14 protein-coding genes are annotated in these 14,144 nt (G+C 71.8%); 4 read left to right on the top strand and 10 right to left on the bottom strand.

Translation table 11 applies throughout. The annotated features are described in order from the left end of the window. The first annotated feature begins 8 nt into the window (after window positions 1-8). The 4 genes from TN53_RS30915 to TN53_RS30900 all read left to right on the top strand — a co-directional run bounded on the left by TN53_RS30915 (window position 9) and on the right by TN53_RS30900 (window position 4,556). The gene (locus tag TN53_RS30915) at window positions 9-1,007 is read left to right on the top strand and encodes an ABC transporter substrate-binding protein (RefSeq protein WP_046262026.1); all 999 of its coding nucleotides are present in this window, start codon (window positions 9-11) and stop codon (window positions 1,005-1,007) included. Then, complete coding sequence (locus TN53_RS30910) at window positions 1,004-2,110, top strand: acyl-CoA dehydrogenase family protein (RefSeq protein WP_046262025.1); 1,107 nt, start codon at window positions 1,004-1,006, stop codon at window positions 2,108-2,110. The genes TN53_RS30915 and TN53_RS30910 overlap by 4 nt, the downstream gene beginning before the upstream one ends. Then, entirely contained in the window at window positions 2,107-3,483 is a 1,377-nt protein-coding gene (locus tag TN53_RS30905; RefSeq protein ID WP_095046823.1) for an FAD-binding oxidoreductase, read from the top strand. Before TN53_RS30910 ends, TN53_RS30905 begins: the two co-directional genes overlap by 4 nt. Window positions 3,484-3,569: 86 nt before the next feature. Then, window positions 3,570-4,556 carry an AraC family transcriptional regulator gene (locus TN53_RS30900; RefSeq protein ID WP_046262024.1) on the top strand — a complete coding sequence of 329 codons (987 nt, stop codon included), beginning with the start codon at window positions 3,570-3,572 and terminating at the stop codon, window positions 4,554-4,556. Between the two features lie 248 nt (window positions 4,557-4,804). Here the strand turns inward: TN53_RS30900 and TN53_RS30895 are convergent, their stop codons facing one another. From TN53_RS30895 to gndA, 10 genes are all read right to left on the bottom strand, one after another. Then, window positions 4,805-5,212 carry an SseB family protein gene (locus tag TN53_RS30895; RefSeq protein ID WP_046262023.1) on the bottom strand — a complete coding sequence of 136 codons (408 nt, stop codon included), beginning with the start codon at window positions 5,210-5,212 and terminating at the stop codon, window positions 4,805-4,807. Window positions 5,213-5,376: 164 nt separating this feature from the next. Continuing rightward, complete coding sequence (locus TN53_RS30890) at window positions 5,377-5,604, bottom strand: hypothetical protein (RefSeq protein ID WP_046262022.1); 228 nt, start codon at window positions 5,602-5,604, stop codon at window positions 5,377-5,379. 94 nt (window positions 5,605-5,698) lie between these two features. Further along, entirely contained in the window at window positions 5,699-6,355 is a 657-nt protein-coding gene (locus tag TN53_RS30885) for a hypothetical protein (RefSeq protein WP_046262021.1), read from the bottom strand. Window positions 6,356-6,362: 7 nt separating this feature from the next. Continuing rightward, window positions 6,363-6,911 carry a cysteine hydrolase family protein gene (locus TN53_RS30880; RefSeq protein WP_046262020.1) on the bottom strand — a complete coding sequence of 183 codons (549 nt, stop codon included), beginning with the start codon at window positions 6,909-6,911 and terminating at the stop codon, window positions 6,363-6,365. Then, window positions 6,908-8,398, bottom strand: coding sequence for a purine-cytosine permease family protein (locus TN53_RS30875; protein WP_046262019.1), 1,491 nt, complete (start codon window positions 8,396-8,398; stop codon window positions 6,908-6,910). Before TN53_RS30875 ends, TN53_RS30880 begins: the two co-directional genes overlap by 4 nt. Window positions 8,399-8,479: 81 nt before the next feature. After that, the gene (locus TN53_RS30870; RefSeq protein WP_159038220.1) at window positions 8,480-8,953 is read right to left on the bottom strand and encodes a hypothetical protein; all 474 of its coding nucleotides are present in this window, start codon (window positions 8,951-8,953) and stop codon (window positions 8,480-8,482) included. Between the two features lie 237 nt (window positions 8,954-9,190). Continuing rightward, the gene (locus TN53_RS30865; protein WP_046262017.1) at window positions 9,191-9,679 is read right to left on the bottom strand and encodes a (2Fe-2S)-binding protein; all 489 of its coding nucleotides are present in this window, start codon (window positions 9,677-9,679) and stop codon (window positions 9,191-9,193) included. A gap of 10 nt (window positions 9,680-9,689) precedes the next feature. Next, the gene (locus TN53_RS30860) at window positions 9,690-11,747 is read right to left on the bottom strand and encodes a xanthine dehydrogenase family protein molybdopterin-binding subunit (protein WP_046262016.1); all 2,058 of its coding nucleotides are present in this window, start codon (window positions 11,745-11,747) and stop codon (window positions 9,690-9,692) included. A gap of 147 nt (window positions 11,748-11,894) precedes the next feature. Next, a complete protein-coding gene (locus TN53_RS30855; RefSeq protein WP_046262062.1) occupies window positions 11,895-12,401 on the bottom strand; it encodes a MarR family winged helix-turn-helix transcriptional regulator in 507 nt (168 codons plus the stop codon). Window positions 12,402-12,562: 161 nt separating this feature from the next. Further along, on the bottom strand, window positions 12,563-14,002 hold the full coding sequence (gene gndA, locus TN53_RS30850) for an NADP-dependent phosphogluconate dehydrogenase (protein ID WP_046262015.1): 1,440 nt from the start codon (window positions 14,000-14,002) through the stop codon (window positions 12,563-12,565). Window positions 14,003-14,144 lie beyond the last annotated feature (142 nt).

Here is a 14,144-nt window from a genome sequence, read left to right as displayed (position 1 = left end):
GAGAGCCCGTGTTGTTCCGCCGTACCCTGCGCTCGTCCGCCGCCCTGCTCGCCCTGCTGCTCCCGTTCGCCGCGGCCTGCGGAGGCGACGCCCAGGCCGACTCACCCGCCGACGTCACCCTCAGAGTCGGTTCCACCGGCTGGAAGACCGAGGAGGCCGTGCTCAAGTACGCCGGCCTCGACGACACCCCCTACAACGTGAAGTGGAGCCTCTTCCAGGGCGGTGACCAGCAGCTCCAGGCCATCCGCGCCGGAGCCCTCGACCTCGCCTCCTCCAGCGAGATCCCCCCGGTCTTCGCCGCCGCCGACGGCACCCCGAACTTCAAGGTGGTCGCCGTGCAGCGCGGCGCCACCCTCAACCAGGAGGTCGTCGTCCCCAAGGGTTCGAAGGTGACCGGCATCGCCGGCCTCAAGGGCAGGAAGGTCGGCTACGTCCAGAACACCACCGCCCACTACTTCCTGTACGAGCTGCTGAAGCAGGCGGGCCTGAAGTGGTCAGACATCGATGCCAAGCCCTTGCTGCCCAACGACGGCCTGGCCGCCCTCAACGGCGGCAGCATCGACGCCTTCGCCTCCTACGGCACCTCGATCATCACCGCCCACCAGCAGGGCGCCACGACCGTCGGCTCGGGCAAGGACATCCTGTCGGGCAACTTCCTCTGGTCGGCCCGCGACAGCGTCCTGAAGAACCCGCAGGAGAAGGCGGCGGCCGCCGATCTGATCGCCCGGATCACCAAGGCGTACGCCTACGTCCGTGACGGGCACCTCGACGGTTTCGCCAAGGTCACCGCCGACGCCACCCACCAGCCGCTCGCCCAGGCGAGGAAGGACCTCGTCGCCGCACAGGCCCAGCGCCCGACCGAGGCCCGGACCGTCGGCGACGACACCATCGCCTCGCAGCAGAAGGTGGCCGACGTGTTCACCGAACTCGGAGCACTGAAGCCGAAGTTGGACGTGAGGTCGTTCTGGAGCACCGCTCTGAACGCCGAACTGAGGAAGGCCCTGTGACCGACCGCATCGCCGAACTCGCCGCCGAACACGACCGGTCGGGTACCTTTCCCGCCGAGTCCCTGCGCCTCGCGCACGAGGCCGGGCTGCTCACCGCCACCATCGGGGAGCGCTACGGCGGCCGGGGCGCGGGCGTGGAGGAGACCGCGCGGATCCTGCACCGGCTCGGGCAGGGCGATCCCTCCGTCGCCCTGATCGCGGCGATGACGCTCACCAACCACGCCCGGCAGGCCACGCAGCCGCACTGGCCCAAAGAGCTGTACGCGCGCGTGGTCAAGGAGTCGTTCGCACGTCCCGTTCTCGTCAACCACGCGCGCGTGGAGCCCGACCTGGGCTCCCCCGCGCGGGGCGGACTGCCCGTCACCCGGGCCCGGCGCACCGCCGACGGCTGGGCGGTCAGCGGCACCAAGCGGTTCGTGACCGGCGCGGAGGGGCTGGACTGGTTCCTGGTGTGGGCGACCACCGACGAACCCGAGCCGCGCGTGGGCACCTTCCTGGTGCCCGGCGGCTCACCCGGCATCGAGATCGCCGGGAACTGGGACCAGTTGGGGCTGCGGGCCAGCGGCAGCCACGACGTGACGTTCGACGAGGTGGAGATCCCGTACGAGCACGTCATCGGGCTCGGTCCGCACGGCCGGGCCGCCGAGCAGGACAACCGCGCGGGAGCGGCGCTCCATCTCCCGCTGGCCGCGCTCTACTTGGGTGTCGCCCGGGCCGCGCAGACGTTCTTCCACACGTTCGCCCACACGCGTGTGCCCGCCAACCTCGGTCATCCGGTGGCCCGTACGGAACGCTTCCGGCGGGCTGCCGGGGAGATCGAGGTGCTGTTGGCCGCCGCCGAGCAGCTGGTGTTCGACGGTGCCGCCAAGCTCGACGCCGGCGACACGTCGTACACCCCGGAGCAGGCCCTCGGCGCGCGTGTGCTGGCCGACCGGCACGGGGTGCGGGCGGTCGAGCTGGCGGTGCGGCTGCTGGGGAACCCGGGGCTGGCCCGGGGCAACCCCCTGGAGCGGCACTTCCGCGACATCCAGTGCGCCCCGGTGCACGCACCCCAGGCGGACATCTCCCTGCTCGCCGTCGGAACGAAAGCACTCGACCTGTGACCGCAGCCCCGCAAACCACCGTCTCCGCCCGGCTCCTCGGCCTGCTCGCCCGCGATCTGCCGCCCGACCGGCTCACCACCGACCCGGCCGTGCTCGCCGCGCACGCCACCGACCGCTCCGGTGCGAGGCCCGACGGTGAGCCGCTCGCCGTCGTGCACGCCCGGCGGACGCAGGACGTGACCGTCACCCTCCGGCACGCTCATGCCCTGCGGGTGCCGGTGGTGCCGCGCGGTGCGGGCACCGGTCTGTCGGGCGGGGCGACGGCGGGCGAGGGCTCCCTGGTCCTGGACCTGTCCGGGATGAACCGCATCCTGGAGCTCTCGGCGGACGACCAGCTCGCCGTCGTCGAACCCGGCGTGATCACCGCCGAGTTGGACCGGGCGGCCGGTGCGCACGGACTGCGGTACGCGCCCGATCCGGCGAGTGCGGCCCTCTCCACCATCGGCGGCAACATCGCGACCAACGCGGGCGGACTGCGGTGCGCCAAGTACGGGGTGACCCGGGACAGCGTGCTGGGCCTCGAGGCGGTGCTGGCCGACGGGACGGTGGTGCGCACGGGCCGCCGCACGGTCAAGGGCGTCACCGGCTACGACCTCACCGCGCTGCTCACCGGCTCGGAGGGCACCCTCGCGGTCATCACCTCGGCCACCCTTCGGCTGCGGCCCGTTCCGGTGGCCACCGCCACGCTCGCCGCCTACTTCGCCACCTTCGAGGCGGCGGCCGAGGCGTCGTACGCCATCGGCCGGTCCGGCGTCGAGCCCGCGCTCGCCGAGTTGGTCGACGGGCCCGTGCTGGAGGCCGTCGATCCGGTGCTGCGGGAGCGCGGGGCGGCGCTGCTGGTGGTGCAGTGCGACGGCGCGGGCGCCGCGGTCGAGGCGGCGACGGTCGCGCGGCTGCTCGCACCCCTGGCCATCACCGTCGAGACCACCGAGGACCCCGCCGAGGCCGAGGTGCTGCTGGCGGCCCGGCGCGGGGCTCTGCCCGCGCTGGAGCGGCTGGGCAGACCGCTGATCGAGGACATCGCGGTGCCGCGCTCCCGGCTGGCCGAGGCCGTGCGGGAGATCCGGGCGATCTCCGCGCGCCATGACGTGCCGGTGTTCACCATCGCACACGCGGCGGACGGCAATCTGCACCCGATCATCGTCGTGGACCCGTCCCTGGACCGGCTTCCGGAGGCGGCCTGGGAGGCGGCGGGTGAGATCTTCGCGCTGGCGCTGCGGCTCGGCGGGACGCTGACCGGCGAGCACGGGGTGGGGACACTGAAGCGGCAGTGGGTGGCCGACGAGTTGGGACCCGCCGTGCACGGACTGCAGCGGCGGCTGAAGGAGGTGTTCGATCCTCGCGGAATTCTCAATCCTGGGAAGAGCCTGTGAGGAACCGGAAGAGACCGAGGCATGACCCCTTCCGCGCATGGCCATGTTGAAGGTGAACACCCCGTGCAGGAGGGAGAGACCTCGCCGTGGCCGTTCAGCGGGACCGGACCGCAGAATTCAACAGCTACGCGACGCGTTCCCTGGAGGCGACGCACGACGCGCTCGCGGCGCACTACTACGACATGCGCCTGAGCCTCGTGGGACCCGCCGAGGACTTGTCGACCCGCCTGAGCGTGCTCGACCTCGGATCGCTGACCGTGGGCGAGGTCAGTTTCGGCACCGAGATCCGCACCGGCTTCGCCGCGCCGGGCGCCTACCACGTGACCGTGCCGGTGAGCGGCTGTTTCAGCGTCCAGCAGGGGCGCGAGGACGTCGTGTTCGCGACGACGGGCAACGCGGTGTTCTTCGATCCCGCCCAGTACATCCGTATCGACGCCTGGTCGCCCCAGTGCCGGGCCCTCACCGTGAAGATCGACAAGGGGGCCCTGCACCAGGCTCTGGAGGCCCTGCTCGACCGGCGGCTGTCCCGGCCGCCGGTCTTCGGGCCGTCCATCGACGTGCTGAGCGGGCCCGGCCGCAGCTGGGCGCAGCTCGCCCTGTGGGGTCTGCTGGAGAACGACACCTCACTCGGGCTGCTGCGCCGTCCGCTCATCCGCGGCCGCTTCGAGCAGATCCTGCTCGAGGGGTTGCTGCTGGCGGCCGAGCACACCTTCCGCCAGGAACTGGAGACCCCGGCGCCACCCATGCGGCCCGCCGCGGTCAAGCGGGTCATGGACGCCATACAGGAGCAGCCCGCCGAGACGTACGACGCCGCCCGGCTGGCCGGGATCGCGCAGGTGAGCCTGCGGACCCTGCAGGAGGCGTTCCGCAGTCATGTCGGCATGTCGCCGATGGCGTACGTGTACGACGTCCGCCTGCAGCGGGCGCACGACCAGCTGCGGGTCTCGGCGCCGGGGTCGACGACCGTGTCCGCCGTGGCGCACCGGTGGGGGTTCGTCCATCTGGGCCGGTTCGCGCGGCGCTACCGTGAGCGGTTCGGCGAGGCTCCCTCGCACACGCTGCGCGGCGCGTGACGCCATCCGCCCCGATCCGCCGCGTTTTGCGGACAGTTGCCGCGTATCACGGAGTGACGGGACCGCCGGTGCGGTCCTATCGTCGGGGCACGTCGATCGTGGGCGTCCGGGGAGGAACGGAGTCGGCGCCGCTCCTCCCCCCACCGCCCGTGCGTACCCGGCCGGAGTGCGGGAGCGGGAGACGGTCCGCACTCCTCCACCGGCCCGGCCGCTCCTCCTCCGGCACCGGTGGCCGGGCCCCTCCCGTGTCAGCCGTGCGACCGGCCCAGCAGCGTCCGCACCCCCTCCGAGGTGAGGGTGAGCGGGTGCTCGGAGGCGGCGTCGATGGTGAGCGCCAGATCGTCCGTCGGCCACTCCGAGGCGAGCGCGCCCAGCGGTACCAGCCGGTAGCGCGAGACGTAGGGCAGCAGCCCGGCCAGCTCGGACTCCGACGTGAACACGGGCACCACCGGCGCTCCGCCGGGCTGCTCGATCACGGGAAGCGCCACCGCCGTGGGATCGGCGGCGTCCTCGTCGCTGGCGTCGTCGGGTACGGGGACGAGGACGTCGCTGCTCGCGAGCCTGTCCAGCGCCACCGTGTCCTCGGTGTTCTCGGCGAGCGCGTCCAGCGCCCGCCGGGCCGGTGTGGTGGAGTTGTCGTTCGCGGGTGTCTGCATGGCGAATCCCCTGGTAGCGGCGGTCTTGCGGTCGGCCCGGGGCGTACTCGGCCCCGGAGCGGCCCTGCTCGCGTACCCGATCCGGACGCGAGCATTCCTTCGGGGATCCAGAGGATGCGGGGGACGCAGGGGATGAGCGCGATGTGTTTGCGAGGGAGCGGCGATCACGGTGCCTCCTGACGTGCGAGGACGTCCGTACGTGTCGCGACAGGGGTGCACCCGGAGGTTGCCCTTGCCCGGTGCCGACACGTGCCCTTGGTGCCACCGGTCCGCGTGACCTGGTACTTGGCGACGCCTTCGTTGTCGGTGGCGGCGTCCCAGCTCACCACGACCGAGGTGTTGGTGGCGCTCGCGGTGACCTTGGTGGGCGCGGTCGGGGCCTCGGCCGGCAAGTTCCTGAAAGTTCTTGCGGCTTCGCGGAAGCTACAGGGACATGACAGCCCCGTAAAGGGTTCTGTACAGAGAGGTCCCGGCGGAGGGCGAGGATCAGGAGGGCTGGAGTCGCCGTCCCTCGGGAGTGAAGGTGAAGCTCTCGCGGAACGGTCCGTCGCCGAAGCGCACAGCCCACAGAACCGGTTCCGGATACGCCCGGTTCCCCACGGGCGCGTCCTCGTCCAGGCTGCCGTTCCAGAGGTGGAAGAAGACGATCGGCCGGTCGGGGTCCTCGCTGACGTAGCCGAGCGTCTTACCGAAGCGCTGGTCGTCATCGCCGAGCAGCACCGAGGGCGCACCGAACTCGGCGAGGACATCCGCCCACACCCGGTCGTCCCCCGCCCACTGGCGGGCCCTGTCCAGAAGGGCCTGGTGCGCGCGGGCGTCGAGGACTCGGTCCGTCGCAAGCCAGCCACGCCGATGGGCGAACTCCGCGTGCACCGAGGCCATGCCTGACGAGTCGTCACCCCGGATCAGCTCGCGGTACGCACCCCTGGCCCCGACAGCGGTCCACGCACCGCTCTCCCGCAGCCGTTCCGAAGCCTCGCCCCAGGCGTCGGCCTGCCCTTCCGCGAACAGCAGGTGCTGGTGCAGCAGCACAAGCGCCAACTCGCCCCCGTACCCCTCGGGGTGTCGCAGGGCGCGGTTCAACTGCCCGACCAGATACGCGTGGATCTCATCGGCGGTCACGACCGGCCCGGAAGCGGTCACCCGTGTCTCACTCCAACCCTGCGAGAAGCTCCGCGACCGTGGTCACCTGGATCAGGGGCCGGTACAGGTCCATCACGTACAGAGCCTTGGCGTGGGATTCGTCGTCGGCGCCCGCGCACGCGTCGGCGACGACCACGACCTCCACTCCGGCGTCGGCGGCAGCGAGTGCCGTGGACAGCACACAGCAGTCGGTGCTGACGCCGGCGAGGACCAGACGGCCCTGCGGGCCCACGAGGGAGGCGAGTTCGGGGGTCCATTTGCCGAAGGTCGGGGCGTCCAGCACGTGGTGCGCCCGGTCGGCGAACTCGTCCGTCAGCCGCCACAGCGGCGCATCCGGGGGTCGCAGGGCGAAGGGCCACTGCTCGTAGTAGGCGCGCCAGGAGCCGGTGGGTTGGTCCGGGGCCAGGAAGCGGGTGAAGGTGACCCGGTCCTCGAAGGCCGGCAGCAGACGTCGTACACCTTGCGCGGCCTGCGCGAATCGCGGCGTGGCCCAGGGGCTGTCCGGGTCGGCGAAGACGTGCTGCATGTCGATGACGGTCAGACGACCAGTCGTCATACGGCGGGTACCTCCGCCGGGCTCGGGTCCCGCGCCTCCTGCTCCCGGACGTGGCCGCGGCGCAGGGCGAGGGTGCCGAGGAAGCCGAGTGCGAGGGCCACGAGGACGCCCAGGTTGGCGTACGCCCAGGAGCCGGACTTGCCGCCGAGGCCCAGCGGGTCCAGGAGGTAGCCCTGCCACTCCAGCCAGCTCGCGGCCGAGTTGGTGACCAGGCCCCAGCCGAGCGCGGTGGCGGCGAGGGTGAGGAGCAGCGGGGTGAGGGCGAGGTCGCCGTAGCGGCCGTGCGGACGGTAGAGGTCGCCCTCGTCGTAGTCGCGGCGGCGCAGCAGCAGGTCGGCCAGCATGATGCCGCACCAGGCGGCGATGGGGACGCCGAGGGTGGTCAGGAAGCCCATGAACTGGCCGAGGAAGTCGTCGGCGAAGAAGACGATGTAGATGGCTCCGGCGATCATCAGGACGCCGTCGAGGAGTGCGGCCAGGTAGCGGGGGATCCTGATGCCCGCCGACAGCAGGGCGAGTCCGGAGGAGTAGATGTCGAGGACCGCGCCGCCGACCAGGCCGAGTACGGCGACGACGGCGAACGGGACGAGGAACCAGGTGGGCAGGATCGTGGTCAGCGCGCCGATGGGGTCGGCGGCGACGGCCTCGTTGCGGGTGCTGGAGGACCCGGCGAGCAGCAGCCCGAAGACCAGCAGCAGGAGCGGGGCCACGGAGGCGCCGAAGGTGGTCCATCCGATCACGCCGCGGCTCGACGAGGTGCGGGGCAGATAGCGGGAGTAGTCCGCGGCGGCGTTGACCCAGCCGAGGCCGAAGCCGGTCATCATGAAGACCAGCGCGCCGATGAACTCCTGTGCGGAGCCCGCCGGGACGGCGCTGACGGTGCTCCAGTGGATGTGGTCCGCGACAAGGGCGATGTAGACGATCGTGAGCACTCCCGTGACCACGGTGATCACGGTCTGGAGCCGCATGATCAGGTCGAAGCCCATCACACCGCCGACGACGGTGAGCCCGGCGACCACGATCAGGGCGACCACTTGTGTCCCGGTGCCGCCGCCCCAGCCGAGCCGGCCGAAGACGGTCGCGGTGGCCATGGTGGCGAGGGCGCACAGCACGGTCTCCCAGCCGACGGTGAGCACCCAGGAGATCACCGAGGGGAGACGGTTGCCGCGCACCCCGTAGGCGGCGCGGCTGAGGACCATCGTCGGGGCCGAGCCGCGTTTGCCGGCGACGGCGACGAAGCCGCACAGCAGGAAGGAGAAGACGATGCCGATGACGCCGGCGACCAGCGCCTGCCAGAAGGAGATGCCGAAGCCGAGCACGAAGGCCCCGTAACTCAGCCCCAGCACGGAGACGTTGGCGCCGAACCAGGGCCAGAACAGCGTCCGCGGTGTGCCCTTGCGCTCGGCGTCGCCGATCACGTCGAGGCCGTGCGTCTCCACCTGGAGCTGTCTGGCTCTGTTGTCGAGGGAGTCCTGGGCGTCCGTCATCGTCGTCCTCCCTGTCCGTACATGTGTCGAGGTGACGCTAAGTGGGTGGCACCGGGGCGTCAAGCACCCCGGTGCCCCGCGTCACCTCGCCCAGAAGGGCAGCGGCGGGCAGCTGTTGGCGCAGGTGTAGCCGCCGGGCATCAGCAGGCCCGCGTCGTCCTCGTTGTTCTCGCCGCCCGCGAAGTAGACCTCGGGCACCCAGCCCCAGCGGCCGTTGTCCGCCAGGGTGCTGCCCCACCAGTGGTTCTCGGCGGATCCGTCACGGAAGGTCCCGCCCCGCATCTCGGTGACGAACCAGTTGGCGGCGCCGCCCTGTTCGAGGTGGCCGACGACGGTGGCGCCGGGCGAGCGGCTCGCGTACACCGGCACATGGCCGCGGGTGAGGTTGCAGAACCTGACCTGCGTGCGTGGCCAGAGGCGGCCGCTCAGGGGGTCGGTCAGGTCCCTGGTGGTGGGGCTGTGACAGGGGACGTTGTCGGTGGCGTGGGCGGCGGGGGCGAGAAGCCCCGCGAGTCCGGCGAACACCAGGGCGGCCGTGGTGAGTCCGCGCTTCATGTGGATCATGCAACCGGAACGACCGCCTCCTGGGGTTGGTCACGAGGTCAGACACCCCATGTCGTTTGACGTCAAGCGGCAGGGGTGTGGGCGTGGTGCGACCAGGCGGTCGCTTCGTCGTGGAGGGTTCGGGTCTTGAGGCATCCGTGGAGGATGCCGACGAGGCGGTTGCCGACCTGCCGCAGGGTTGGGTGGTAACCGGCCTCGCGTGCACGTTGCTTGTCGTAGTAGCGGCGGCTACGGCATCGAGTCTCGCCGACCCGACAGCTCCCATTGGGCGTCGGCCGCCTTCTTGATCGCCTCGCGGATGCGGGAGTACGTGCCGCAGCGGCAGACGTTCTCGATGCGGTCGATGTCGGCGTCGGTGGGCTGGGACGTCTTCTTCAACAGAGCGGCGGCGGCCATGATCTGGCCGGGCTGGCAGAAGCCGCACTGGGAGACGTCGCACTCCAGCCAGGCCTTCTGGACGGGGTGCAGGGTGTCGCCGTCGGCGAGGCCCTCGATGGTGGTGACGTTCCGCTCCGCGCAGTCGGCGACGGGCACGACACAGGGCTGTATCTCCTCACCGTCGAGGTGGCTGGTGCAGGCGCGGCAGACACCGACACCGCAGCCGTACTTGGGGCCGGTGACGTGCAGCAGATCGCGCAGTACCCACAGCAGGGGCATGTCGGCGGGGGCCTCGACGGTGACGGGCCTGCCGTTGAGGACGAAGGAGTGGGACGGCATCTGCACCTTCTCAGAAGTCGATCGGGAAGCGGCGGGGCTTGGTACCGGTCGCGCGGGCGTACGCGTTCGCGACGGCGCCGGCCGCCGCCGGGACACCGAGTTCGCCCGCCCCGCCCGGCTCCCCGCCCGTGGGCAGGATGTGCGCCTCGAAGTGGAGCGGGGCGTGCCGCTGACGGGCGTAGCGGAAGTCGGCGTAGCTGTCCTCGCGGACGGCGCCCTGGTCGATGTGGAGGCCGGCCCGCAGGACCGTGGAGATGCCGTCGATGGCCGTGCCCATGAGCTGTGCCTCCAGGCCGCGCGGGTTGACGGCCGTGCCGACGTCGGCGGCCATCACCACCTTGGTCACCCGGGGGTTCTTCGGATCGGCGGCGTCGATCTCGACCAGGCAGGCCACACAGGACCCGTACTCCTCGTGGACGGCCACCCCCTGGGCCTGCCCCGCGGGCATGGTGCGGCCCCAGTGTCCGGCCTTCGCGACCTTGTCGAGCACGGCCTTGACGGCCTTGCTCCTGAGTGTCGTACGACGGAAGGCGACCGGGTCCTCGGCCAGGCCCCGGGCGATTTCGTCGACGACGATCTCCTCGGCCGTCCGCACCGTCCCGGAGTCCACGGAACGCCAGGCGCCGAGGGGTATCGCGGCCAGCTCGACCGAGCCCGAATCCCCGGACAGCTTCCCGAAGTTGTAGAGGCCGCTGTCGCTGGGCAGTGGGGCGGCGGCGCGGAAGGAGGCGGTGGTGATCCCGCTGTACGACTCGCTCACCGAGGCTGTCGCGTGGGCGAAGGCCACGACTCTGCCCTGGGCGTGGCTGGCCCGGATACGGTGCTGGGAGGCCGGGCGCATCCGGCCGTGCCGGATGTCGTCGGCGCGGCTCCACATCAGCTTCACCGGGCGGCCCGCCGCCTTGGAGACGAGGGCCGCCTCGATCGCCGCGTCGTAGTTCAGCCGGCGTCCGAACGAGCCCCCTCCCCGGATCACATGGACCTTGACCGCGGACCCGGGCAACCCGACCGCCTCGGCGATGCTCTCGCGTGCCTCCATGGGCGTCTGGGAGGAGAACCAGATCTCGGCGCGGTGGGCCCGTACGTCGGCGACGGCGGTCAGCACCTCCATCGGGGCGTGGCTGACGAACGCGAACTCGAACCGGGCCTCGATCTGCGTCGATCCGCGCGGCGGACTGCCGAGCGCGGGGACGGCGGCCTTGAGCCGGGAGCGGATCTGGGTGTCGGACACCCCGGCGAGCGGCCCCGCCTTCCAGGTGATCTTCAGGGCGTCCCGGGCCTTGAAGGCGTGGTGGAAGGAGTCCGCGACGACGGCGACTCCCCCGGGAACTCCGACGACTTCGAGGACCCCGGGCAGGGCACGGGCCGCGCGGTCGTCGACCGAGACGATCTTCCCGCCGAGCGTGGGCGGCCGGGCCACCACGGTCGGCTTCGCCCCGGCGGCCGTCAGATCCCCGGTGTACCGGGCCCGGCCGGTGACGATGTCCCGCGCGTCGATCCGCGTCGTCGGCTTCCCGATCACCCGGTGCCGGGACGCCGGCTTGGGCTTGCTGGACACGCGCGGCCGGCGTATCCGTGCGGCGGTCTCGGTCAGCGATCCGAAGGTGGCCCTGCGTCCGTCCGGGGCGACGACCATGGTGTCCCGGGTACGCAGCACCCGCGGGGGCAGGCGCCAGCGCTGGGCCGCCGCGGTGATCAGGCGGGCGCGTGCCGTGGCGGCGAGGTTGCGGGCGGGGTCGTAGAGCGAACTCACCGAGCTGGAGCCGCCGGTGAACTGGTTGCCCCGGCTGCGGGCATCGGCGAGGGGGATGTCGACGTCGACGAGTCGGGCGTCGAGCTCCTCGGCGATCATCATGGCGACCGCGGTGGTGACGCCCTGGCCGACCTCGACGCGCGGCAGCCTTACGACGACCTTGTTCTCCCGCGTGACCTCCAGGACGAGCATCTCGTCGTCGGTGCCGGTCACGACGGTGTCGGAGCGCGGGCGCGTGGCTCCTTCCGCCTCCGAGGCGTCGCAGCCGAGAGGTGCGGCGACGGTGAGGGTGGACGCGGCGAGTGTGTAGACCATGAATCTGCGGCGGGACAGCTCTGCCAACGCGCACTCCTTGTGGACGGCCTGTGTGTGCCTGATAGGAGGGCGTGGAGGGGTGTGAGGTTGCGTGTGCCCGGCGGTCGGTCCTGGCCAAGTGGGCGGGGCGGTCCGCGGCTTGAGCGCCTACCGGCGACGCCAGGGCAGCACCGTCGGGTCCGTCTCCGCGGCCTCCGCCCGGTGCAAGGCGTCACTCACCGCTTCGCCGATCTCCGTGAGCTGACGCACCTGCTCAGGGGTGAGCGCGTCGAAGACGGCCCGGCGCACGGCCTCCACATGGCCGGGCGCGATCTCCTGAAGCAAGGCCTGTCCCCTGTCCGTCAGCACCGCGAGCTGTCCGCGCCCGTCGGCCGGATCCTCGCGCCGGTCCACGAGACCGGCCTCGCGCAGCCGGTTCACGGCATGGGTGAGCCGGCTGCGGGTGATCTTGAGACGCTGGGCGAGCTCGGACATGCCGAGGGCGTGGTCGGGTGCCAAGGAGAGCTGGGCCAGCAGGCTGTAGTCGGCGTGCGTCATGCCTGCGTCACGCCGCAGCTGGCGGTTCAGATGGTCGTTGAGCAGCGTGGAGAAGTCGATGTAGGCCAGCCAGGCCCGTCGTTCCTCGGCGTTGAGCCAGCGTGGCGTCGTGGACATGGTCACAGCCTAACGGGCTGCCGTTTGACCTTTCAAACACCACAGCGGGCACGCGGACTCGGCCGGGATGCGGCGGGCCGGTGAGCGGCCCGCGGCCTCCCTTCGCGAGCACCGCGCGCCAGGTCACGCCCGCCGCGCGACCGGGCGCCCGAGCCTCACCGTCACTCCGACGTCTCCGGCCTGCCCGCCGCCGCCCAGTGGGTGTGGAAGGTGCCGGGCCGGTCCGTGCGCCGGTAGGTGTGGGCGCCGAAGTAGTCCCGCTGACCCTGGAGCAGCGCGGCGGGGAGGCGGTCGGCGCGCAGGGTGTCGTAGTGGGCGAGGGCGGCGGAGATCGCGGGCACGGGAATGCCGCGGCGGGCCGCGGAGGCCACCGTCTCGCGCCAGGGCACCTGCGCGTCGGTGATCTCCATGGCGAACTCCATCTCGCCGAGCAGGCTCACCAGATCCTGGTCGGCGGCGTAGGCGGCACGGATGCGGTCGAGGAAGGAGGCGCGGATGATGCAGCCGCCGCGCCAGATCCGGGCGACCGAGCCCAGGTCGATCTTCCAGCCGTACTCGGCGGCCGCGTCCTGGATCATCGTCCAGCCCTGGTCGTAGGCGACGACCTTCGAGGCGTACAGCGCCTGCTCCACCTGTGAGGTGAAGCGCTCGGCCTCGGTGCGGCTGAGCGGGGGCGTGGTGCCGCCGGGCAGCCCCCGGTAGGCGGCGCGCAGTTCGCTCTGGCCGGAGGCGGCGCGGGCGAAGGTGGCCTGGGCGACGGCGGTGACCGGGGAGGCCAGGTCGAGGGCGGTCTGTACGGTCCAGCGGCCGGTGCCCTTCTGTCCGGCGGCGTCGGCGACGATGTCGACGAAGGGCGCGCCGGTGGCCGGGTCGGTGTGGGCGAGGACCTCGGCGGTGATCTCGATGAGGTAGGAGCCGAGCCGGCCCTCGTTCCACCGGCGGAAGACGCCCGCGATCTCGGCCGGGGTGTATCCGGCGACCTGGCGCAGCAGGTCGTAGGCCTCGGCGATGAGCTGCATGTCGGCGTACTCGATGCCGTTGTGGACCATCTTCACGAAGTGCCCGGCGCCGTCGGTGCCGATGTGGGCGGCGCACGGCTCGCCCTCGACCTTGGCACTGATGGTCTCGAACAGCGGGCCGAGCAGGCGGTACGACTCCTCCGAGCCGCCCACCATGATCGACGGGCCGTGCAGCGCGCCCTCCTCGCCCCCGGAGATGCCGGTACCGACGAAGTGGATGCCGCGTGCGCGCAGGGCGGCCTCGCGGCGCCGGGTGTCGGCGAAGTGGGCGTTGCCGCCGTCGACGATCATGTCGCCGGGCTCCAGGAGCGGGGCGAACTCCTCGACGACCGCGTCGGTGGCGGCCCCCGCCTGCACCATGATGATCAGCCGGCGCGGGCGTTCGAGCGCCGCGACGAACTCCTCGGGTGACTCGGCCGCGACGAACCTGCCCTCGTCGACGAACTCCTCGACGAGCGCGCGGGTGCGGCCTTCGGACCGGTTGTGGACGGCGACGGCGACCCCGTGGCGGGCAAAGTTCCGCGCCAGGTTGCGGCCCATCACGCCCAGTCCGGTGACGCCGATGGCTGCGCTTGCGTTCATGAGGTCCGTCCCTTGCATCGATGGCGTGGTCCCGGAGCGAGCGGCCCCTTGCCCGCAGATACGTGCGGGAGGCCGGGTCGTCTCGATAGCGGCTCGCGAGGCCCCGTGCCCCACCCCGTTCGAGGGACCAAACACCCATAGG

The sequence above is a fragment of the Streptomyces sp. WM6386 genome (assembly GCF_000972385.1).
GTDB lineage: Bacteria > Actinomycetota > Actinomycetes > Streptomycetales > Streptomycetaceae > Streptomyces.
The sequence above is the reverse complement of the archived record's forward strand: the minus strand, read 5'-3'. Positions and strand labels throughout refer to the sequence as shown.

Excerpts from the sequence above, each read along its gene's own strand:
- TN53_RS30895 (WP_046262023.1), bottom strand. The coding sequence starts at position 5,212 with ATGCAGACACCCGCGAACGACAACTCCACCACACCGGCCCGGCGGGCG.
- TN53_RS30880 (WP_046262020.1), bottom strand. The coding sequence starts at position 6,911 with ATGACGACTGGTCGTCTGACCGTCATCGACATGCAGCACGTCTTCGCC.
- TN53_RS30875 (WP_046262019.1), bottom strand. The coding sequence starts at position 8,398 with ATGACGGACGCCCAGGACTCCCTCGACAACAGAGCCAGACAGCTCCAG.
- TN53_RS30870 (WP_159038220.1), bottom strand. The coding sequence starts at position 8,953 with ATGAAGCGCGGACTCACCACGGCCGCCCTGGTGTTCGCCGGACTCGCG.
- TN53_RS30865 (WP_046262017.1), bottom strand. The coding sequence starts at position 9,679 with ATGCCGTCCCACTCCTTCGTCCTCAACGGCAGGCCCGTCACCGTCGAG.
- TN53_RS30860 (WP_046262016.1), bottom strand. The coding sequence starts at position 11,747 with ATGGTCTACACACTCGCCGCGTCCACCCTCACCGTCGCCGCACCTCTC.
- TN53_RS30855 (WP_046262062.1), bottom strand. The coding sequence starts at position 12,401 with ATGTCCACGACGCCACGCTGGCTCAACGCCGAGGAACGACGGGCCTGG.
- gndA (WP_046262015.1), bottom strand. The coding sequence starts at position 14,002 with ATGAACGCAAGCGCAGCCATCGGCGTCACCGGACTGGGCGTGATGGGC.